The following is a 22,023-nucleotide window of genomic DNA, read 5'->3' on the forward strand; positions in this document are numbered from 1 at the left end:
CCTCTGAGTCGGTCAGACGGCCTGGTCGCGGATGGTGTCGGGGCTGACCTCGATGGCCACGTCGGTGAGTTCGTAGATGCGCAGCCCCGGCTTCCACAGGTCGGCGTCCGCGATCACCACGAGCCGCTCACCGTCCCGGCGGACCTCCTTGACGTGCACGTCGAACCTCAACTCCCCGTCGTGGCGCAGGATCTGGCCCCGGTACTTCCAGCTGGTGGGTACATCGACGGCCAGGCCGAACCTGGGGTTCTCGATCCCCTCGGCGAGACCCTGTTCCAGCACGAACAGGCGCAGGCCCTGGAGGATCGCCTCCACACCGAGCGAGCCGGGCATGACCGGGTCGCGGTGGAAATGGCAGTCGAAGTACCATTCGTCGGGCCGGACTTGGCGGTATCCGTGGAGGTATCCGGCGCCGTGCCTGCCGCCGTCCGTGACCAGGTCCACGTGGTCGACGAGGTGGTAGTGGCCCCCGGACAGATGCAGCCGCCCGCCCGTCGGGTCGGTGAACGCGGGCGCGTCGTCGGGGAGTTCGATACGGCGGACGCGGGAGACGTCCGGCTTCTCCTGCTCGATCCAGGAGGCGACATACGTGCCGTTGTCCAGGCCGACCTGGTTGGAGAGGGCGGCCTCGCTGAAGTAGCCGAACAGCGACTCACCGGTGTAGAAGACCTCGCCGTCGGCGGAGAGTTCGTACTTGAAGTTCTGAAGTACGGCTCCGGACACGGCACTTGTCATCAGGAGTGTGGAGTGGTGGCGGATCGTCTTCCCACGCAGGTCGATGTCCTTGACGTAGGTCGCCCTGCCGTCGAGGTTGCGGATCGAGTACTCGGTCTCCGGCTGCTTGAGGGTGGCGCCCAGGTAGTAGCCGTTGAGGATGGCCGCCTGGAGCGAGGTCTCCATCAGCACACAGTTGGGGAGGTGGGGGTGTGCGTTCTCGCGGTAGTACCAGGCGTCCGCCGGGGAGTCGTACTCCGTCACCATCTCCGCGCCCGGCTTCAACTCGCCGCGTGTGCCGGTGAGTTGCATGATGCGGTCGACGAACTGGAAGTCCCCGTTGGGGATGTACGGGGCTCGGCTGTCCTTGTACACGTCGAACTCGGGGCCCATCGCCGTACCGAGGTCGCCCTTCGCGGCGTGCGCGAGGTGGAGTTCGTTGATCAGCGCGGGCTCACCGGCGCGGTTGCGGCGGCCGAGGAACTTCGGGATGCCGCCGGGGCCGGCCCGGTACGGCGTACCGTCCTTCTCCCGGATCTGGATGCCGAAGTTGCGCATCCGGATCACCGCCTTGTCTCCCAGATACACGAGGACGTCGGCGACCACGGACGGACGCGGGAGCAGGGTCAGCTCCATGACCTCGATCTCGTACCGGATCTCCCGGTGCGCGGGTGTGATCTGGCCGCGGACCTGCACCTCTGTCTCCAGGCCGACGATCGTCTGGAAGCGGGCGTCGGGCAGCACCAGATGCATGCCCTGGCGCAGGAGATACGCCTGGAGCGTCTGGACGGCACCCTCCGCCACCATCGACCCGGCCAGCACCGGATCGTCGGGGAAGTGGCACTCGAAGTACCAGGCGTCCGGCTCCAGTTGCTTGTGCGCGGTGATCGCACCGAGGCCGCGCGGCCCGCCCGTACGGTCGATCAGGATCTCGTCGACCATGCGCAACCGGGCGTCGGGCAGCCGCAGTGCCGGATTGAGGCCGGCGTCCTGGGCGTGGTGCGGCCCGAACACCTCACCGGGCTTCCCGGCGGCCAGCAACTCCAGGTCGGCGGCGGTGAGTCGGTTCTTGTCCGTGTCGGCCAGCGGCTTGAAGGAAGCCCTGGTCAGTGCGGCGCGCCGCTTCCTGTCCCGCTCGGTCACGACGACACCCAACGGCGTGTCGAGTTCGGCCTGGGTGAAGAACCCGGCGCTGGCGTCCTTGAGTTCGAGGATCAGCTCCCCGTCGGCGTAGCAGAGGTAGCTGAAGAAGAAGAGGGTCGTGTCGCCCTGCCGTACGAAACGGTTGATCGAGATGTCGTAGCGCAGGGTCTGGCCGGTTCGCGGCAGGTCGCCGTGGAAGACGAGGGTGCTGTCGAGGAGCCGGTAGACCCGCTCGCCCTTGTTGCGGAAGTCGATGCCGAGATAGCTGATGAGCAGCAGATCGCACTGGCCCGCCTCGATGGCCACGGCCGGCGGTACCCCACCGTCCACCGCGTACCAGGCGTCCTCCGGCACGTCGTACTCGGTGCGGATGAAGGACGGTTCGTAGACGCCCGTCTCGGCCCGGAGACCGGTGACCCGGGTGACGAAGTGGTACGGGGGCGCGGGCAGCCGTACGCGTTTCGCGTAGCCGTCGACGTCCGCGAACTCGGGGCCGAACACGTCCGTGATCCGGCCGGTGGCGAAGGCAAGGAGCTGCTTCTCGTCCCAGATGACACCGGGGGCTTTGGGGGGATCGGTGGGTCGGGGCGCGGCCTCGATGGCGGCGGGCGGGGGCGGGCCGCTGGGCAGCGCGGGCGCCGGCGGAGGAGTGGTGGGTGCTGTAGCGGGCGCGGGTGCGAAGACGCCTTCGAGCAGGGCCTCCGTACGGGCCAGGGTGTTCTCCTGGAGGACGCGCTGTGTCTCCATCACCACCGAGTGCGTGGCCACCATCTGCTGCCGTATCTCCCGCACGAGATCGGCGGCGGGGTTTCCCGACGACCACTCGGCGGACGGGGCAGGGGCCGGTGTCGGTCGCTCGGGTACGGCGGACGGGTGCACCGGCGCCGGAAGGGGCGCGGGTGGGGCCGGTTCCGTCCAGGGCAGGAAGGCGATCGGTTCGCCGTCGAAGGTGATGACCTCGATGTCGTCGAGGCTCGGGTCGGCGGGCATCGGGGCGGGTACCTCCAGCGAGACGGCCGCCGTACGGGCGGGTTGGGCGTCCATGACGTCAACTGGCGGGGCGGCAGGCTCCGTTGAGCCGCGCACGGACACCGCGCCGGCGTGTGCGGGCTCGGGCCGGACAGCGGGGGTGACGACCGGCGAGGCCGCCGCCGCCCGTGCTGCGACGCCCGCCGGGATGGGCGCGCCGCCACCGACCGGCACCCTCAGTCGGGCCGGCCGGACGGTCGGCGTCGGGTCCGGGCCGAGCAGTGCGGCCAGGTCGACCGGCAGACCGTGCGCGGCCAGACGGGCCGCCAGCTGGGCCACGGAACGGGCGGCGGGGACACCGCGCCGGTCCACCGGCATCGCCACATGCGCGGCGTCCCCGAGGGTGTCGTGCACCCACCGGGTGCAGGTGGCGCCCGGACCGACCTCGACGAAGTACCGGAAACCCCGGTCGTAAGCCGTCCGCACCAGACGCGGGAAGTCGATCGTGCCGCGCAGGGTCTGCGCGATCCGCCGCGCCACCTCCGACCGCTCCAGCTCGGCCACGCTCACCGAGCCGTAGTCGTACGCGCTCAGCAGATCGAGGCCGTCCGGCGAGCCCGTCGGATGGTCGTTGAGTTCGGCGAGGCCGGCCAACTCCCCGTCCACGACCGGGCAGTGCATCACCGAGCCGACCGGGGACCGTGCCGACGGGCAGCCCAACTCCTCCACCAGCGCCCGGCATTGAGCGGGTTCGCCCGCGATCACGGCCTCGCGCGGGGTGTTCACGTGGGTCAGGAACACCTTGTCGTAGGGCGTGTCGGGGCGGGACAGCGCGGCCGTGATCCGGTCCGCCGACTCCAGCAGCACGAAGCTGCCCCACACGGCCTCGTCGGGTGTGTCCTCCGGCAGCCGCCACAGCTCGCGCACGGTACGGCGGGGCCCGGACAGCCGGTCGCGGAACAGGGGCGTGGCGCTGATCCGGTCGTCCCGGCGCGCCGAGCGCCGCCAGCCGCCGGTGGCGAACAGCATGCTGCTCTCGCCCAGGCTGTACCCGAACGCACCGTGCGCCCGCACGCCGAGCACCTCGCGCACCAGATCCGTGTAGAGGATCGCGAAGGTGGTGCCGGTGGCGAGCATGAACGGGATGTCCTCGCCCAGCCTGCCCTCCAGCGCAATCAAGTCCCGGCGATCAGGGGTGACTTGGGTGCGTGGGTAGAGCTGGGCCGCCCGGAAGAGCCGGTCCGGGTCGGCCGCCTCCGCCTCGAAGGCGTCGAGCAGGGACGGGAAGGCGCGGAAGAAGTCCTGGCCCAGACCCGGGTACGAGTTGAACGCGCCCGGATAGACCAGGGCCACCTTCCCCTCCGGACCGATCGGCCGTGGCGCGAAGCAACTCCCCGCCGGGGTCGTCCACTCCTCGCCCTTCGCAGCCGCGCCCGGCAGGTCACGCGCCGCCAACTCCAGCTGGGCGCACAGCTGTTCGGCGTCCCGGCCGACCAGGACGACACGCAGCGCGCTGCCCGGCAGCCGTTCGGCGGCGGCCCGGCCCAGTCGGTACGGATCGGCGCCCTCGGCCAGCAGCCCCAGATGCCGGTCCACCTCGGCGAGCAGCCCGGCGAGGTCCGGAGCGCCGAGCGGCAGCAGCACCGGGCCGCCGGCGTTGCGCCAGTCGCTGCGGGCCACCTCGCCCCGGGTACGGTCGGCGGACAGCACGACATGGGCGTGGGCGCCGTCCGAGCCGATGGCACTGACGGCCGCGTACCGACGTACCCCCTGCGCGGTGCGCAGCCAGGGCCGGGAGGCGTCCGGCACATGGAACGCCGAGGCGGCGAAGTCGTCGGCCAGGTCCGGCGCGGGACTGCGCCAGCCGGGCGCGCCGGGGACGTAGGCGTGGTGCAGGCAGAGCACGGCTCGTAGCAGGCCCGCCATCGCGGAGGCGGTCTGTGTGTCGCCGAGCTGAGCCTTGGCGCTGCCCAGAGCGACCGTGCCGGAGCCCGCCGGGTACACCTGGGCCAGCGCCGCCAGCTCGGCGGAGTCCTGGCCGGCCGTGCCGCCCGCATGGGCCTCGACATAGCCGACGTCGGCCGGGCCGATCCCGGCGGCAGCCAGCGCCTGGCCGGCGGCCTCGGCGAGCGCGCCCGCGTCGGCCTCCGGCAAGACACCGCCGACGGGCGCCGCATGCCGTACGGCCACGGACTCGATCCGCGCGTACGCGCGCCGCGCACCTGGACCGGGACCCCGGCCCGCAGCCGCAGCCGCAGCCGCAGCCGCAGCCGCAGCCGCAGCCGCAGCCGCAGCCGCAGCCGCAGCCGCAGCCGCAGCCGCACCCGGCCCCGGCCCCCGATCCGCACTCGCGTCCGCATCCCGACCCGCACCGCGACCCGCACTCGGGCCTGGACCTGCACCCGGCCCCGCACTCGGCCCCGGCCCCGCACCTGCACCCGGACCCGCACCCGGCCCCGGACCCGCACCCGGCCCCGGACCCGCACCCGGCCCCGGGCCCGCACCTAGGCCAGGACCCGCACCCGGAGCTGGATGCGAACTCGGCCCCGCATCCGTATCCGGCCCCGCATCCGGGCCTGGGCCCGCATCCGGGCCTGGGCCCGGACCCGGACCCAGAGCTGGCCCCGGACCTATACCCGGGTCGGCATCCGCATCCGCACAGGGACCCGTACCCACACCCGCATCAGGGCGCCTGAGGACGACCGCCCCCGCGCCCTCGCCGATCCGCCGCCCGTGCTGCCCGTCCCCGAAGCTCAACCCGGCCCCGGACACCGGCTTTTCGCCGCGCAGCAGCAGGTTCTCCGGGGAGCCCGCGAGATCCACCGCGCCGACGAGCACGGCCTCAACGCTCTCGTCCAGCAGCAGGAGTTGGGCGATCTGGAGTGCCTCGGCGGTGCCCGCGCCGTCCGACGAGACGGTGAAGGACGGCCCGGTGAGGTTCCACAGGGAGGAGATCCGGCTGGCCATGATGTTGCCGATGTAGCTCAGCACCTCGTTGGCGACGATCGGCTCGTGGACGCTCTCCCGGGCCACTGCGGCGAGCGCGGTGAGCTGATCCTCCGTCAACTCCAGGCCGGCGTCGGCGTAGGCGTCGCGGAGGAAGTCGCCGAGTCCGTAACGGGCCAGGTGCAGATGGGCACTTGGCTCCATCTCCATGGCCACGACCACCGCGATCCGGCGCGGCTCGGGAGCCCTGCGGCCCGCCGGTACCGTCCGGTCGTAGCCCGCGTCGCGCAGCGCCTCGTCGGCGACCTTCGACATCAGGGCGTGCTGGAGGTTGTAGTTGCGCAGGTCGGCAGGGGGGATGCGATGGTCGGCCGGGTCGATGTCGATCCGGTCCACGAAGCCGCCCTCGGGCAGTCCCGCCCGGTGCAGCCCCGCCCGCTCCAGGGTGCCGTCGGCCGTGTCCTCCAGGCCGCGCCAGCGGTGTGTGGGCAGCGGACGGAAGGCGTCGGTGCCGTCGTGCAGGGCGCGTTCGAAGGCGGTCACGTCCGCGAGGGTGCCGAAGTGCGCGCCGAGACCGATGACTTCGAGGGCCGGGGGTGCGACGGGCTCCGCGACCCCGGCCTCCTCGGCGTCCGGCCGCTGGGAGAGGACGACATGGGCGTTCGTACCGCCGAACCCGAACGCGGAGACCGCCGCCCGGCGCGGCGCTGCCCCTCGGTCGGGCCAGTCGCGGCCCGCGCGTACGACGGGCACCTCGCCAGCGCCCGGGGTGCTGAGCGGCTCGTCGATGCCGATGGTCGGCGGGAGATGCCCGTGCGCCATAGACAGGATCACCTTGAGCAGACTGCTCAGCCCCGCCACCGTCAGCAGATGACCGAGGTTGCCCTTCACCGAGCCCAGCGGTGGGATTGTGCCTCGGGTTCCGAACCAGGCGGCGACCGATTCCGCCTCCGTGCCGTCCCCGACGGGCGTCCCGGTGGCGTGGCACTCCAGGTAGTCCACCAGTTCGGGCCCGAAACCGGCCTGGGCGTAGGCGAGTTCGTACGAGCTGAGTTGTCCCGCCGGGTTGGGTACGAGGAGGTGGCGGCCGGCGCCGTCGTTCGACAGGCCGATGCCGTCGATCACGGCGTAGATCCGGTCGCCGTCCGCGATGGCGTCCGCGAGGCGGCGTACGGCGACCATGCCGGCGCCCTGGCCGGTGAGGATGCCGGTGGAGCGGGCGTCGAAGGGCTGGCTGACGCCGTTCTGGGGGTAGGCGTGCAGGTCGGAGAAGGAGAGGTGGATGAGGGTGGGGTCGGGTGCGCAGACTCCGCCCGCGAGGACCAAGTCCGCCTGTCCGGCGGCGAGATGGTCGCAGGCCAGCTTCAGCGCGTACAGGGCCGAGGAGCAGGCGGCGTCCAGGGCGTAGCGGGGGCCGCCGAGGCCCAGGGCGGTCGCCGCGAGCCGTGCCGGGGCGCCGCTCACCCGGGCGTCGGCCGGGGACACGGCGGCCGGGTCGAGCAGCGGACCCGGAGCGGGCGCGGGGATGCCGGACCGGCGGAGGCCCTCCAGGACGGCTTCGTGGACGAGGGGCAGGCTGATGCGGGCCGAGGCCGGGGTGGGGAAGGAGTAGTCGCCGACCACCAGACCGGTGCGGGTCAGCAGCTCCGGGCGGTCGTCGTGACCGCTGTCCCGCAGCGCCTCGCGGGCCACGTGCAACGACCAGTGGAAGACCCGGTCGAGACCGGCGAGATCCTCGGGGCGGAGGTGGAAACCGGTGGGGTCGAAGTCGAAGCCGGTCACGAAGCCGCCCCGGACACAGGTGATGGCGTGATCCGGGTCCGGGGCCTGCTTCATGCCGTCGGCCGGCCCGGGACCGGCGGTGCCGAAGACCTCTGGGCCGCCCTCCGCGCGGCTGTCGACGCCGGCGCGGAGGTTGTCCCAGAACGCGCCGGGAGTGTCCGCCCCGGGGAAGAGACAGGAGATCCCGACGATTGCGAACTTGCTGCTCATTGAGGCTGTTCCCTCCAGGGTGCCGGGGGCCCGGCGGGGGCCGCGGAGGCTCTCCGCCGGGGTGACCACCGGTCCGGTCTTCGGCTCAGCGGCTCGCGAACTTGGCGGCCAGCTGCGGGGTGGACACAAGGGAAACTCCTGTGAACCGAGTCAACACCCGGCCGTCGGGAGCACACGCCGTCACTGTGAGCGCAGCGGACGTACGGTTCGCACTCCCGTTGCCGTTCAGAGAAGCCGGCTCCGGCTCCACCACCACGACGAACGGCTCGCCGTCCGGCAGCGCCTCGTACAGATCGACGCCCGCCACCCCCATCGGCAGACTCGCCGTGTCCCGGTGCAGCCGCATCCACACCAGCGCGGCCTGGAGCAGCAGATCGGCGGTGCCGGGTGCGTACCGGCCCGTCCCGAACGCACCGCCCGCCGGCCGGTGTTCGGCCAACGCGCACTCCAGGACCAACCGCTCCTCGCCCGACGCCAGCACCCGCCGCAGCCCGCGCAGCGACACCCCGTGGAAGAGCGTGCCGTCGGCGTAGAACACCTGCGCGTCACTGCCACCGCCCAGTGCGGGCAGCCCGGCCACTCGCCCCGGAACCCCGGCACCGGCGTCGCCCAGGATCACCCGGGCCGCGTAGTGCGGCCGTACGGTGCCGTCGGCGTTGGTCGAACGGATCGCCACGTCGGCCTCGGCGCCGTCGGGCGTCGGATCGACGGACAACTGGAAGGGCCCGCTGATGCCGCCGGAACCGGTGTCGTCGAAGACCACGCCCTTGTGAACCGCGAAGTCCCGGACCCGCGCGACCGTACCGCCGGTCAGCCGCTCCACCGCACCCGCGGCCCAGCCGAGGGCAGCGGCGGCCGGCAGCACCGGCACGTCACCGATCACATGGTCCGCGACGAGCGGATCGCCGACCAGACCTGCGAGATCCCGTTCCAGTACGGCCGTCGACGTGGGCGCGATGTGCTCACGCGCCGACAGGGGCGTGGTCGGCCCGAGAACCGTGACCACGTCACCTGCCCGCTCCGGGGCGAACTGCTCGGTGAACATCCGCGTCCCGGTCCCCACCGGGATCAGCGCGATGCCCCGCTCCTTGAACACCGCCTTGATCTGCGGCGACACCATGCCGCTGTCCCAGGCACCCCAGTTGAGGGCGGTCACATGGGCCCCCGGGTGGCTGCGCCGGAAGGCGGCGGCCCAGGTGTTGAGCACCTCGTTGGCCATCGCGTAGTCCGACTGCCCCCGGTTGCCGAAGAACCCGGCGACCGAGGAGAACAGCACCACGTGCCGAAGCCGCTCGGCGGGCAGTGCGGCCACCACCGAGCGCAGCCCGCCCAGCTTGACCGAGAAGACCCGGTCGATCTCGGCGGCCTTCTTGGCGGAGATCAGCTGGTCCGCGAGCACCCCCGCCCCGTGCACGAGGCCCGTGATGCGTTCCTTGTACGGGGCCAGCGCAGCGGCGGTCGCGGCGGCGTCGCCGATGTCCACGGCCACGTACTCGACCTCGCTGCCCGCCGCCCGGATCTCCGCGAGCGTAGAACGGACCTCGCGCTCACCGACCACGGCCTGGTACAGCTGCTCGACCCGCTTCGGCGTCGGCTTCTCGCCCGCTCGCTTCAACTGGTCCACGGCTGCTGCCTTCAGCGCGGCGGCATCAGCCAGCCCACGCGCCCACTCGGGTTCCTCACCGAGCGCCGTACGGCCGAGCAGGAGCAGACCGGGACGGTGCGTGGCGGCCAGGGCCACCGTGCAGCGGGCGGTGATGCCACGCCCGCCGCCGGTCACGACGAGCAGGTCGTCGGAGCCGAGGGCGGGGGCCGACCCGGTCGGGCGTACCCCCGGACCGGGGTCGAGGTCGAGGGTGAGGGCGACCCGGCGCGGCCCGTCGCGGCCCGTCTGGACCGGGCCGGCGGCAGCGTCGTACACCTCCTCCAGGACCAGTTCGGCCGCCTGCGCCGGGGTCAGGGCGGGGGCGAGATCGACGGCCCGGCAGAACAGCTCGGGCGCCTCCACAGCCAGCGTCTTGACCAGCCCGCCGACACCGCCGGCAGGCACCGCGTCCTCGCTCACCCCGCCCAGCCCGAAGGTTCCGTCGAGCCGGGTGACAGTGACGAACGCGGCCCGGTGACCGGTCGCGGCGGCCTTGGTGAGCGGGCCCACCGCATGCTTGGCGAGGAGGAGGGAGTGTGCCAGTCTGCGTACGCCCTCGGCCCAGGGCAGCTCGTCGGCCGCCGCGAACCCGAGCACGAGATGCACCCGCTCGTCGCCCAACTCCTCGAGTCGGGCGGCGAGTTCATTCGCGCCCCAGGCGGTGAGGGGCAGGTCCGTCGCTCCCGTGACCCGCTGGGCGACACCGGGCAGCCGCAGGACGCGCACCCGCCAGCCGGTCGAGACGAGCCGCGCGGCGGAGGACTCGGCGACCGCACTGCCGTCGTCGACGACCACGGCTGCTGCGCCCAGCGGATAGGCGTCGACGAGCCGGTCCGGCGTCGGCAGCTCGACGAGAGACGCCTGCCCACGGCCCAGCGCGGCCGGAGCGGTGACGGGCGCCTCCTCGGCGACCGGGGGTGGGGGCGGGGGAGCGACCGTACCGGCCGGTGCCCCGGACAGCCCGGCGACGAAGCCCACGATGTCGCCCAACGTCCGTAGTTCCGCGAGCTGTTCGGGCCCCACGGGGGTCGGACTCGGGAACTGCTCCTGAAGAACGCCCATGATCTCGACGCGTTTGATGGAGTCGATGCCGAGGTCGGCTTCGACGTCCATACCGAGGTCCAGCATCTCGGCCGGGTAGCCGGTCTTGGCAGCCACGACGTCGAGAAGGGCACCGCGTACGGCGTCACCGTCGACGGGAGGGGCCTCGGATGCAGCGGGAGTTGAGGCTGAGGCGCTCGAACCCCCGTTGAGTCTGAGCATGAAGCCGACGATCTCGTTCAACGTGCGGAGTTCCGCGAGCTGTTCGGGCCCGACGGGGGTCGGGCTCGGGAAGCGCTCTTGGAGGACGCCCATGATTTCGACGCGCTTGATGGAGTCGATGCCGAGGTCGGCTTCGACGTCCATGTCCAGGTCCAGCGTCTCCGCCGGGTAACCCGTCCTGTCCGACACGACCCCGAGCAGTACGTCCGCGACGTCCTGCGCGCCGATCGCCGCGGCGACCTGGACCTGGTCCTGAACCTGGGCCTGAGGAGCGGGGCCGCTCGTACCGCCGAGACTGAGCACGAAGCCCACGATTTCGTTCAACGTGCGGAGTTCCGCGAGCTGTTCGGGCCCGACGGGGGTGGGACTCGGGAAGCGTTCCTGGAGGACGCCCATGATTTCGACGCGCTTGATGGAGTCGATGCCCAAGTCAGCCTCCACGTCCATGCCGAGGTCGAGCATCTCGGCCGGGTAGCCGGTCTTCTGCGACACCACGTCGAGAAGCGCCGCCTGTACGTCGTCCGCAGTGACGTCGGTCGATGGAGGCTCGGAAGCCTCAGGGGCCGCGGTAGGCACAGGACCAGGCGCGGGGAGGGAGACCGAGGCAGGGGCGACCGGGGCTTCGACGGCCGCTGCGACAGGAGCCGCAGGCGGAGCGACCGGTACCGCGACCGCAGTCGGAGCCACGGGGGCAGTCGGCGCCGCCGGAGCAGTCGGTGTGAGGGTGCCGATCTCCATCGACGCCAGGTCCCGCAGGATCTCGTTGGCCCGCAGATGCGTCCGCCCGATCGCCAGCCCGTGTTCCTTCACGGTGGCCACCCCGGGGATCACCGCATCGACCCTGCCCTGCTCGTCGGCCCGCTCAAGGATGCCCATCAGGCGCTGGGCGCTGTTCAACTGGCCCTGGAGATAGTCGTCGTGCAGGGCCAGATGGTCGGCGATCAGTCCGGAGAGCCGGTCGGCGCCCGGAGCGGGTGTTCGGTCGTGTGCTTCCACGGGCTCGCTCTCCAGGAAGTGGGCGGCGGGAACGGGCGGCGCGACGGGCGCCGACGGTTGGGTGGCGGGCCGTACGGCTACCACGGTCGAGGTGGCCACGGGTGCGGTCGCGGTGAGCGGCGGTGTCCCGGGAACGCGCGCCACTTCGGCTCTCGGTACGGGCACGGCTTCCTGGCCGGCCCGCGCGGACACAGCTCCCACGGCCCGGTCCACGCCCGCCACCCGGTAGCCGTTCTCCAGCGCCTCCCGGTACGCGTCCTTGCGGGCCTGCGGCACATGGTTGATGCCGTTGAGCGGTACCGTCATGCCCTTCACCGGCTCGACGGCCTCCGGCTCGGACACATAGCGGTCGGCCGTGGTCAACGGCAGCCCGAGTACGGCGAGTTGGGCGACGGCCCGCTTCAACGCCGTGTCGGCGTCACCGCCGCTGCCCGGGTCGAGCTGGACCGCGAAGTGCTCGCGGTCGCCGAGGATACGGTGGACCAGCTGGGTCAGCACGCCCTTGGGGCCGAACTCGACGAACGTACGGAAGCCCGCCGCGTACATTTCCTCGACCCGGTCGGCGAACTGCACCGGCTTGACCAACTGGTCCACCAGCGTGCGTCGGTTGGCGTCGAGGTCCGGGCCGTAGGCGGCGCCCGGGGAGTTGGCGAAGACCGGGCGGCGCGGTTCCAGGATGCGCGCGTCGGCGACATGGCGGCCGAAGGCGTCCACGGCGTGGGCGACGAACGGCGTGTGGAAGGCCGCCGACACCGGCAGCCGAGCCGCCCGTACGCCGGCCGCGCCCGCCACCTCCACCAGCCGCTCCACGGCGTCGGTCGCACCGCCGACCACCACCTGGTCCGGCGCGTTGCGGTTGCAGACCGTCAACCCGGGGTGTGCGGCGAGGAGTTGCTCCATCTGTCCGGCGGAGGCGGTCACCGCGGCCATCGCCCCGGGGTCGAAGCCGGGCTCGACGGGCGGTGCCATCGCGGCGCCCCGTGCCCGGGCCAGCGCGAAGTACGTGTCGTCGTCGAGTGCGCCGGCCGCCCACAGCGCCGCAAGTTCACCGAAACTGTGGCCGAGGAACCCGTCGGCGTCGAAGCCCAGTTCGGCCAGATACCGGAAGTGACCGGCGGCCAGCGCACCGATGGCGGGCTGGGCGTACTCCGTACGGCGCAGCGCGCTCTCCTGGGCCGCACGCGTCACCTCGTCGAAGGCGGGCGGCGGGAACGCGACCCGGGACAAGGGGAGTTCGTGGTCCCCGAAGGCCGCGTTGGCCCGGTCGAAGGCCGCCCGCAGCGGGGGCAGCGCCAGGACCGCGGTCCGGCCGGGGGCGACGTACTGGCTGCCCTGCCCCGCGAACAGCGCGGCCACCTTCCCGGTGGGGGCGGCGGACCGGCGGAAGTAGATGCCCCTGGGGTGCGTCCAGGAGTCGGCCTCGCCCCTGGCGTGGAGTTCGGCCACGGCGAGGGCGCGCAGCTCGGCGAGTTCGTCGTCGCTGCGGGCCACCAGGGTCAGCCGTGGATGGTTCGCCGGGGCCGGGTCCGGTCGTGACTCCACGCCTCCTTCCAGTGCCCGCACCAGACCGTTCATGTCAGGTTCATGCCATACATATACCTGGCTCACAGGGAACATCACCCGCAGGTCGTCCCCGTCACCGTGCTCCTCCAGCACCAGATGGAAGTTGGTGCCGCCGAACCCGAACGAGGAGACCCCCGCCCGGCGTTGCGACCTGCGCGGGTCACGGATCCACGGGCGGGTCTGGGTGCCGACGTAGAAGGGGCTCTCGGGCCAGTCGAGCGCCGGGTTCGGGGTGTCCACGTTGATCGTGGGCGGCAGCAGCTTGTGGTGCAGGGCCAGCGCCAGCTTGATCATGCCGGCCGCGCCGGCCGCCGCCTTGGTGTGGCCGATCTGCGACTTCACACTGCCGACCGCCGCGAACTGCCGCTCTTCGGTGTGCTCCGACACCACCGCCGACAGCGCCGACAGCTCGGTCGCCTCGCCGACCGCCGTACCCGTGCCGTGCGCCTCGAACAGCTCGACCGAGGCCGGGGAGCAGTCCGCGTCCTCGTACGCGCGGCGCAGGGCGGCCATCTGGCCCTCCTTGCGCGGGGCGTAGATGGACTTGAACCGGCCGTCGCTCGACGAACCGATGCCCCGGATCACCGCGTAGATCCGGTTGCCGTCCCGCTCGGCGTCCGAGAGGCGGCGCAGCGCCAGCATGCCGATGCCCTCACCGATGAGGGTGCCGTCCGCGTTCTCGTCGAACGGGCGGATCCGGCCGGCCTTGGAGAACGCGGGCGTCTTGCTGAAGCACAGGTACATGAAGATGGTGTTCTCGGCGTCGCAGCCGCCCACCAGCATCATGTCCGAGCGCCGTTCCAGCAGTTCACTGACCGCGGCCTTCACCGCGCCCAGCGAACTGGCGCAGGCCGCGTCGATCGTCATGTTGGAACCGCCCAGGTCCAGGCGGTTGGCGATCCGTCCGGCCACGACGTTGCCCAGCATGCCGGGGAAGGAGTTCTCCTCCCAGGGGGCGAACGCCAGCTTGAACTTCTCCGCGATCTCGTCGGCGTCCCGGTCCGAGAGCCCGCAACTGCGCACGACCTCCTTGAGGACGGGCGTCTGGAGCCGGGCCGACAGCGGCTGGGTGAGCTGGTTGGCGCCGGTCACCCCGAGCACCACCCCGGTCCGCGAGGCGTCGTACCACTGCTGGTCGAAGCCCGCATCCTGGAGCAGATCACGGGCCACGACCAGACTCAACAGCTGGAGTACGTCGGTGACTTCGAGGGTGTTGGGCGGCAGCCCGAACTCCAGCGGGTTGAACGGGACGGCCGGAATGAAGCCGCCCCGCTTCGAGTACGTCCTGTCGGGCGCGGACGGGTCGGAGTCGTAGTGCTCGGCCACACTCCAGTGGGTCTCGGGCACGTCCTCGATGCAGTCGGCGGCGGAGACCACGTTGTCCCAGAAGGCGCGCAGATCACGCGACTTGGGGTACAGGGCGGACAGCCCGACGATCGCGATGGGGTCCCGGGCCAGCCGGCGGTCGAGTTCGGAAGGATGCGAAGCGTTCACGGGAGGCTCTCTTGGTCGGACGGCGGGGGAGGTTCGCCCCGCAGCGGTTCGGAGGAACGGCGCATGACGCACGAGAGAAGAGGGGGAGGAAGGAGAGACGGCGCTGGTGGAGCGGGAGGAAGGAGAGACGGCGCTGGAAGAGTGGGAAGTAGGCGAGACGGCGCTGGTCAGGACGTCCGGAGCAGAGGTGCGATCACGCCGAGGGAGTCCGTGCGGGCGAGCATCGTGTAGTGGTCGCCGGGACAGCGGTACGTGGTGAGGCCCTGCGGGGCGAGCGGGCGCCAGCCGAGTGTCGGGTCGGCCGGGACCAGGCTGCGCTCGGCCTGCACCAGCGTCAGGGGCAGCGGGGCGGATCCGGGGGCGTGCGGCGCCGTCAGCCGGTTGTTGCGCAGCAGGCCGTCGACGTACGTGTCGTAGAGCTTGCGCAGACCCGGCAGCGGGGTGTCGGGCAGCAGCGCCCCGGAGGCGGTCGCGGCGTCGAGGACGGCGGTCAGCCCGTCGTCCGTACCGCACCCGGCCAGCCGGTCCAGGTCGAGCGAAACCGGCCTGCCCCGCTTGGCGCCCAGATACATCGCGAACCAGCTGAGCAGCAGATCCGGCCGCAACGCGTCGTCGGGCTGCTTGTACTCCTCGACCGGGGCGATGCTGTCCAGCAGCACCAGCCGTCCGGGCAGGCGTGCGGCGGTCATCAGCCGGGTCATCGCCAGGGCGAGCACCCCGCCGAAGGACCAGCCCGCCAGACTCCAACTCCCCTCCGCGGTACCGCCGTTCTCCTGCCGGGACCGCTCCAGCGCGGTCAGCAGCAGAGCCGCCAGGTCCTCCACGGTCGTCGCGGCCCGGCCTCCGGTGAGCGCCGCGTCCGCGTACTCGGGGACCGCGCCCAGGTCGAGCACGGTGAGTCCGGTGCCGTCCGGGAGCGCGCCCGCGAGCCCCTCGTACACCTCGACGGCGAGGGCGCCCGGATGGACGACGTACACCGTGGGCCCGCCGGACACGGCGGCCCGGAAGGTGCGGGCGACCGGCGGTGGACCCTTACGCGGTGGCCGCACGACGGCCGCACTCCTCGGCTATGTAGGCCGCCAGGTCCTTCACGGTCGGGTGGTACCAGAGGGTCGTCGTGCTCAGCTCGAAGCCGAGCCAGTTCTCCATCTCGCCGGCGAGGATGAGCGCCTCGGTCGAGTCGAGATCGAGTTCGTCGAAGTACACCTCGGGCGAGACCTCGCCCGTCGCCACGCCCATCCGGTGGGCGATCTTCTCGATCAGCCAGTCCTGGGCCTCACGAGCGGTCACTACGGCCATGGTGTGTCGTCCTTCCGTCGGGCGCGTTCTCGGAAATGGTCGATATGGACGGCAGCGTTTTGTGACTGACTTCACGCGTGACTTCACGCGGAGTACGGCAGAGGACAACCCGTCAGTAGACAGGTGTAGGAGGAATCCGGTCTGTCTGGTCCAGACTTGTGCTTCCACATGAAAGGAGCAGCGTTCGGGAGTGGCCGCCCGAAGCATGCAGGCCACAGTCTTGCCAGCTTGTCGAATCCCGGACAACCGCTCTTCCGGAGAGTGGAAAGAAATTGTGGTTTACGGGCGTAGAACGCGCGGCGGAATCAGTTACCGGCGGGTGAAGTCCTGGCCGGTGACTTAGGTGTCAGCCCTCATTCTGCGGTTCGGCACCGCGCCGGAAGGCGCCGGGTGTCATATTCACGCGTCGTATGAAGAACTTGCCGAAGTTCGTGACTTCGGTGAACCCGAGCTGACGGGCGATGCTGCCGACGGACAGGTCCGTGTGGACCAGCAGGCGCTTCGCCTCCAGGGCGACGCGGGCGTCGATCAGGTCCTTGGTGGTGGTGCCGGCGACGCTGCGGCAGGCCCGGGACAGGGTGCGGGGCGTGCAGTTGAGCGCGGCGGCGTAGTCCTCGACCAGCCGGGTCCTGCGGTAGGAGTCCTCCAGCTCACGCCGGAAACGCAGGAAGAGTTCGCCGTTCTCGCCTGAGGGGCCGTCGCCGCGCACCGGGTCCTCGCGGTGGCTGCGGCACATCTGGTCGACGTAGAGCAGGGCGACCGCCAGCAGATGCTTGAGGAGGTCCTCGCCCATGCCTTCGTCGGGCCGCTCGAACTCCTCCCGCAGCAGGGCCAGGACCCGTCGGAACGTGTCCAGCTCGTCGTCGGCGAGCTGCCAGTGGGAGGGGCGCAGGACGTCGTCGAGCATTCCCATGTGCGCTCGCAGACGTAACGGGAACGTCTCGGTGAACATGACGAGACGGGCTTCCATGCCCGACGGCACCGCGAACTGGATCACCTGGTTCGGCCGGATCCACAGCAGGGAGCCCGCCCGGGACTCGTAGGGCGTGGAGTCGATCGTGAAGACTCCGCTGCCCTCCTCGACCAGCATGATCTGGTGGAAGGCGAGCCGGTGGGGCGCGGTGGTGAGCTCCGCGCGGACCTTCTTGCGCACCTCGCTGAGCGTGGTCATGGCCATGCCGACCCCGGGTCGGCAGACGGGGGTGTAGGGGACTACCGGGATCGGTAACGTAGCGAAATCGACCATGAGCGTTCCGGAATCGACCTTTCTTCAGGCTCATTTAACTATCAATGATAGGCGTGGCCGCCCGTTGCCGGATCACGTCCGGCGCATGCACACGCAACAGTCCCCACATGATGTGCAGGTGAAGGGAAGTAGACGGGATGACCACCCACCCCGGCGCCCCCGAGCGCTCGGTTGTCGACCGGACGCTCAGCATCCTCGGCGTCTTCGACCGTGACAACCGCATCCTGACGCTGAGCGACATCAGCAGGCGCTCCGGTCTTCCGGTCGCCACGGTCCATCGCATCGTGAACAAGCTCCACGGCTGGGGCGCACTCGAACGCAGAGAGGAAGGCGGATACAGCATCGGCCTGAGACTGTGGGAGACGGCGACGCTGGCCCCCCGCTACTCGGGTCTGGCCGAGACCGCGCAGCCCCACCTCGTGGACCTCCACACGCAGTGCGGCGGCGCGGCGGTCCTCGCCCTGCGCGACGGAACGGAGACCGTCTGCCTGACCTTCCTCTCCAACGACCCCGGCCTCACGGCACATTGGGGCGACCCCGGCCGCCGGCTCCCGCTGCACGTCACCGCGGCGGGCCTGGTCCTGCTGGCGAACGCCGGCATCGCTCTGCAGGACGAGATCTGCGCCGGCCCGCTGCGCGCGTACACCGCCGCCACGATCACCGACGGCACCACCCTGCGCAACTGCCTCGACAAGACCCGACGCGAGGGGTACGCCGTGGTCTGCGGCACCCTGCGCGAGGGCCGTGGAGCGATCGCCGCACCGGTGCGCAACGCACGCGGCACGGTGGTGGCGGCGGTCGGCATCGTGGCCCCGCTGAGCATGCTCCAGCCGTCCCGGCTGACCCCGCTGGTCCTGGCGACGGCCGAGGCGGTCTCCCAGCACGACCGCACGGAAGGGTGGCGGATGGCGGGGGCGGGCGCGTAACCCTCCCTACCGTCCCAGGTACGCCGTCTCCCCACCGATTGACGTGCACCCGTGCGACGCCGTCCACGCCGAGGACGGCCCGCTCGGCCCGCCGCAACAGGGCAGTCGTACGACCGGTGCCTGTGAACCCCGCCCGGCCGGGGCGCCCCTTGAGGGGCGCGGGGAACTGCGCGACCAGCCACGACGGACCCGCAGACGGGATACCGGGGTTACCAGCGGGGCGCATACGCTGGCACGCTGATCAGCGAGGCCGACACACGACCCAGCACCCACGATCGGAGCGTGCATGACGACGGACCGCGCCACGAACGGCCAAGTGCAGCCGCCTGCCCAGGAGTTCGGCTCGGCACCCACCTCCGACGTGGAGGTGAGGCCCGTCGCCGGACACATCGGCGCCGAGATCTCGGGCGTAGACCTGACCGAGCCCCTCGACGACACCGTCGTCGCCGAGATCAGGGCGGCCGTCCTGCGCTGGAAGGTGGTCTTCTTCCGCGACCAGCGACTGGACCACGCCGCACACATCGCGTTCGCGCGCCGCTTCGGCGAGCCGGTCGTCCTGGGCCGCCGCGGCAGCGCCTCTCCGCCCGGCTTCCCCGAGATCGAGACGACCGCCGACCGCCTGGAACTGGGCGGACGCTACGGCATGGAGCACGCCGAATGGCTGGAGCGCCGCCGCCACTCCCTGCTGCGCGGCTGGCACTGCGACCACGGCGCCCGTATCGACCCGCCCGCCGCGACCGTCCTGCGCGCCGAGACCGTACCGCCGTACGGCGGCGACACCACCTGGTCCAACCTGGCCGCCGCGTACGCCGGACTCTCCGCGCCCGTACGGGAGTTCGTGGACGGACTGCGAGCCGAGCACCGGCTCGGCGTCGGCTACCAGTCACGCCCCGGAGACGACGCCTACCTCCGGCATCTGCTGGACCACCAGGTCGCCTCGGTGCACCCGCTGGTCCGGGTCCACCCGGAGACGGGGGAGCGGGTGCTGTTCGTCAACGGCTACTACCTGGAGCAGATCGTGGACGTCTCCCGCGCGGAGAGCCGCCTGCTCCTGGAGATGCTCCTCGAACAGGCGACCAGGCCCGAGTACACGGTCCGTTTCCGCTGGGAGCCCGGCAGCGTCGCCTTCTGGGACAACCGGGCCACCATCCACCTCGCCCCCGGCGACAACGCCCACCTCGGCCACCCCCGGGTCATGCACCGCGTGATGCTGACCGGCGACATCCCGGCAGGCGTGGACGGCAGGCCGTCGGAGCCGGTCACCGGCACCGAACCCGGGCGCTGGTGAGCATCTTCGTGGGTACCTCCTGGGGAGATTGACAGATGAGCTTCTGGCCGGTGTCTTCGCAGGTCGGACCAGGACTGTTCAGTTGTCGATCCTGGCGGTGCGGGGCGGTCGGAAGCGGGCTCCGGAGGCGCCCCGCCGCCCGGTCGATGCCGTAGTACAGCTGGGGCGGCACATAGGGCAGCAGGGGCGAGTGGCGCTGGCCGAGCAGGGCGAACACGCGGGCCGGCAAAGGCGAAGACGGTGGCACCACCGCGATTGATGCTCACCGTGTTCCGGCCATACCCACGGCGAGGACCTGGCCGTGCCGGATGCCACGGAGCCGCGGGCCTGCGGGGTACGACGGGGAGGAGCCCGGATGCGTACCCATCGCCGGGAGGCAGCCGGACATCACGAAGTGGTTCGGCCGCGGTCTGTGGACCGCTGCGGTCAACGACAGACGCTTCACCGCCATCCGTCGCCGACCTGCATTTGAGCTCTCGGACAGGGCGAGGAGTGCGACTCCCGCGATGCCGAGACCCAGAAACCAGGCCGTCCGCGTCGGGCTGCGCACACGGAAACAGGACTACGGCATGGCGGGGTTGGTCAATCGTGGGTGTCGGCCGAGGAGTTCGGCGAGGCCCTGGCGGGTGGCGGCCAGCACGACCCGGTCCTCGGGTCGAAGGACGTATCCGGGGTGCAGTTCCCAGACCAGCCCGGAAGGCCGGTCGTTGCCGTCGGCCGGATGGGCCGCAGCGAGGTCGGGGCGGCGGTCGGCGGGGGCGGAGGCGTCTAGGGCCAGGACGCGCCAGGCCCCGGGGCGGAAGACTTCGGCGACTGTGCGGCCCTCCAGCTGTGGGTTCCCTGCGACGACGAGGGCGGCGAAGAGCAGGACGCGGCGTTCGACCGGGATGGCGCCCAGGATGTGGCGGCCCATCATGGCCCCGGCGAAGGCGGGGGCCGCGAGGCTGGAGACGCTGCGGCTGCGGGTCAGGGCGTGCGGGTGGGCGGCGCGCAGGGTGCGATAGACGGCCGTGGCGAAGTCGTCGTCGTACAGCCGCAGCGCGACACGCAGGTCGGGCTTGACGGAGCGGGCGTACAGGATGGCTTCGAGGTTGGTGGTGTCGGAGCTGGTCAGGGCGAGCAGGGCGTGCGCGCGGTGGATCTTGGCGGACTCCAGGACGCCCTCTTCGGTGACGTCCCCGATCACGGTGGGGATGTGGTGGCGGCGGGCCAGCGGGATGCCGCGCGCCTCGGGGTCCGACTCCACGCAGACGACGGGGATGTCGAGCTCCTTCAGCCGGGCCAGCACACGGGTACCGATCTTGCCCAGCCCGAGCAGAACGACATGTCCGGACAGGCCACGCGGCGGGCGCCGCAGAGCGGAGGCGCTGCGGAAGGTGCCCAGGCCCTCCAGCACGGCAGCGGTCATCACCGGCAGCAGCAACAACCCGGCCAGCCCGGACAGGAGTTGGATGATCTGACGGCTCAGCGGCTCACCTATCGCGGGGTCGTCGATGGCGAACAGGTCGAGCAGGGTGAGGTAGGTGGCGTGCACCAGGTCATCGCCGGTGGTCAGCCAGGAGGCGAGGGCGAGGGCGAGCACGCAGGCGATCAGGCCAACGAACGACCAGCGCAGCCGACGCGAGAACAACTGTCCAAGTGGAGCTCCCCGGCCGGCCAGCCGACCGGTGGGCAGTACCGGCCCGCTGTACGAGACCGCTTCCAGTACCACCGTGCCACGTCCGGTCGCCGCGGTCACCGCGTTCTCGTCCGGGAGGAGTTGGGGCGCCTCCGTACCGCTGCGGTCCGAACCCTCCGCCCCCGCAGGGTCGTTGGCCGTCGCCGACAGCAGAGCCAGGGTGCACAGGCCCGGGTCGACAACCTCACCACGGCGTGGCGGAGTACGCTCCACCGCCCGCAGCAGCAGTCCGTCCGCCTGAACCACCTTGCTGGTATCCGCGACGGCAGTGGCAGCCAGCGCCGGGGCAGCGGTGTCCGCGTCGGACAGCACTGTGGTGGACGCGTCCAGAGCCACCGGGTCCAGTCCCGGGGCGGCGACGGCGACGGCCTGGTCCAGCAGCTCCTCCAACTGCTGGCCGAGCTTGCGGTTGTACAGCCGGATCACCAGCCGCACCTGGGGGTTGAGACGCCGGGCGATCAGCGACGTGCGGATGTTCACCTCATCGTCCTCGTACACCAGCGCGAGCGCGGCGGCCCGTGCCACCCCAGCTGCTGCCAGTACGTCATCGGTGACCTCCGACGCCTCCAGCACGTGTCCGTCATCGGCGGCAGCCTGCGTGGTGCCCGCGACCCTGGTCATCGCCGAGGACACCCGGCCGAAGAGCGCCGTCGCCCGGGCCCGACCGGGCGACGGCGTACTTGCCGCGACGCCGCTTCCGGCGGGGGTCACGAGCGTGACGTGCTCGCGGTAGACCTCGCGCAGTTCGTCGGACAGCCGGTGGGCGAGCCCGTCATCACCGCAGACGATCATGTGCCCGGTGCGGGGGCGTATCTGGCGCGGGAGAGACGACATGGAAGATCACTTTGCCGCAGCCGGGCA

Annotated in this window: 8 protein-coding genes; 2 read left to right on the plus strand and 6 right to left on the minus strand. The window is 71.6% G+C overall.

Annotation, left to right across the window (positions count from 1 at the left end; translation table 11 throughout):
• Nucleotides 1–12: 12 nt before the first annotated feature.
• From ACWDR4_RS13525 to ACWDR4_RS13545, 5 genes are all read right to left on the minus strand, one after another.
• Nucleotides 13–7,764, minus strand: a complete 7,752-nt coding sequence (locus tag ACWDR4_RS13525) for a beta-ketoacyl synthase N-terminal-like domain-containing protein (RefSeq protein WP_450407827.1) — start codon at nucleotides 7,762–7,764, stop codon at nucleotides 13–15.
• Between the two features lie 85 nt (nucleotides 7,765–7,849).
• Complete coding sequence (locus ACWDR4_RS13530; RefSeq protein WP_450407829.1) at nucleotides 7,850–14,725, minus strand: SDR family NAD(P)-dependent oxidoreductase; 6,876 nt, start codon at nucleotides 14,723–14,725, stop codon at nucleotides 7,850–7,852.
• Between the two features lie 167 nt (nucleotides 14,726–14,892).
• Nucleotides 14,893–15,774 (minus strand): thioesterase domain-containing protein, encoded by an 882-nt coding sequence (locus ACWDR4_RS13535; protein WP_450407831.1) that lies wholly within the window; start codon nucleotides 15,772–15,774, stop codon nucleotides 14,893–14,895.
• A complete protein-coding gene (locus tag ACWDR4_RS13540; RefSeq protein ID WP_105968940.1) occupies nucleotides 15,758–16,024 on the minus strand; it encodes an acyl carrier protein in 267 nt (88 codons plus the stop codon). Before ACWDR4_RS13540 ends, ACWDR4_RS13535 begins: the two co-directional genes overlap by 17 nt.
• 346 nt (nucleotides 16,025–16,370) lie before the next feature.
• On the minus strand, nucleotides 16,371–17,195 hold the full coding sequence (locus ACWDR4_RS13545) for an AraC family transcriptional regulator (protein WP_450407835.1): 825 nt from the start codon (nucleotides 17,193–17,195) through the stop codon (nucleotides 16,371–16,373).
• A 212-nt stretch (nucleotides 17,196–17,407) separates the two neighbouring features.
• Here ACWDR4_RS13545 and ACWDR4_RS13550 point away from each other — a divergent pair, with 212 nt between their 5' ends.
• Together ACWDR4_RS13550 and ACWDR4_RS13555 are read left to right on the plus strand one after the other, a co-directional pair.
• Complete coding sequence (locus tag ACWDR4_RS13550) at nucleotides 17,408–18,196, plus strand: IclR family transcriptional regulator (protein WP_450407836.1); 789 nt, start codon at nucleotides 17,408–17,410, stop codon at nucleotides 18,194–18,196.
• A gap of 286 nt (nucleotides 18,197–18,482) precedes the next feature.
• Complete coding sequence (locus tag ACWDR4_RS13555) at nucleotides 18,483–19,484, plus strand: TauD/TfdA dioxygenase family protein (RefSeq protein ID WP_450407839.1); 1,002 nt, start codon at nucleotides 18,483–18,485, stop codon at nucleotides 19,482–19,484.
• A 562-nt stretch (nucleotides 19,485–20,046) separates the two neighbouring features.
• On the opposite strand, the gene ACWDR4_RS13560 is transcribed toward ACWDR4_RS13555, so the two are convergent.
• Entirely contained in the window at nucleotides 20,047–21,996 is a 1,950-nt protein-coding gene (locus ACWDR4_RS13560) for a potassium channel family protein (protein WP_450407841.1), read from the minus strand.
• Nucleotides 21,997–22,023: the final 27 nt, after the last annotated feature.

It is taken from the genome of Streptomyces sp. NPDC000878, from assembly GCF_053599695.1.

Bases quoted from the DNA above. Each gene is read 5' to 3' on its own strand.
- ACWDR4_RS13525 (WP_450407827.1), bottom strand. From the start codon at position 7,764: ATGAGCAGCAAGTTCGCAATCGTCGGGATCTCCTGTCTCTTCCCCGGG.
- ACWDR4_RS13540 (WP_105968940.1), bottom strand. From the start codon at position 16,024: ATGGCCGTAGTGACCGCTCGTGAGGCCCAGGACTGGCTGATCGAGAAG.
- ACWDR4_RS13545 (WP_450407835.1), bottom strand. From the start codon at position 17,195: ATGACCACGCTCAGCGAGGTGCGCAAGAAGGTCCGCGCGGAGCTCACC.
- ACWDR4_RS13550 (WP_450407836.1), top strand. From the start codon at position 17,408: ATGACCACCCACCCCGGCGCCCCCGAGCGCTCGGTTGTCGACCGGACG.
- ACWDR4_RS13555 (WP_450407839.1), top strand. From the start codon at position 18,483: ATGACGACGGACCGCGCCACGAACGGCCAAGTGCAGCCGCCTGCCCAG.
- ACWDR4_RS13560 (WP_450407841.1), bottom strand. From the start codon at position 21,996: ATGTCGTCTCTCCCGCGCCAGATACGCCCCCGCACCGGGCACATGATC.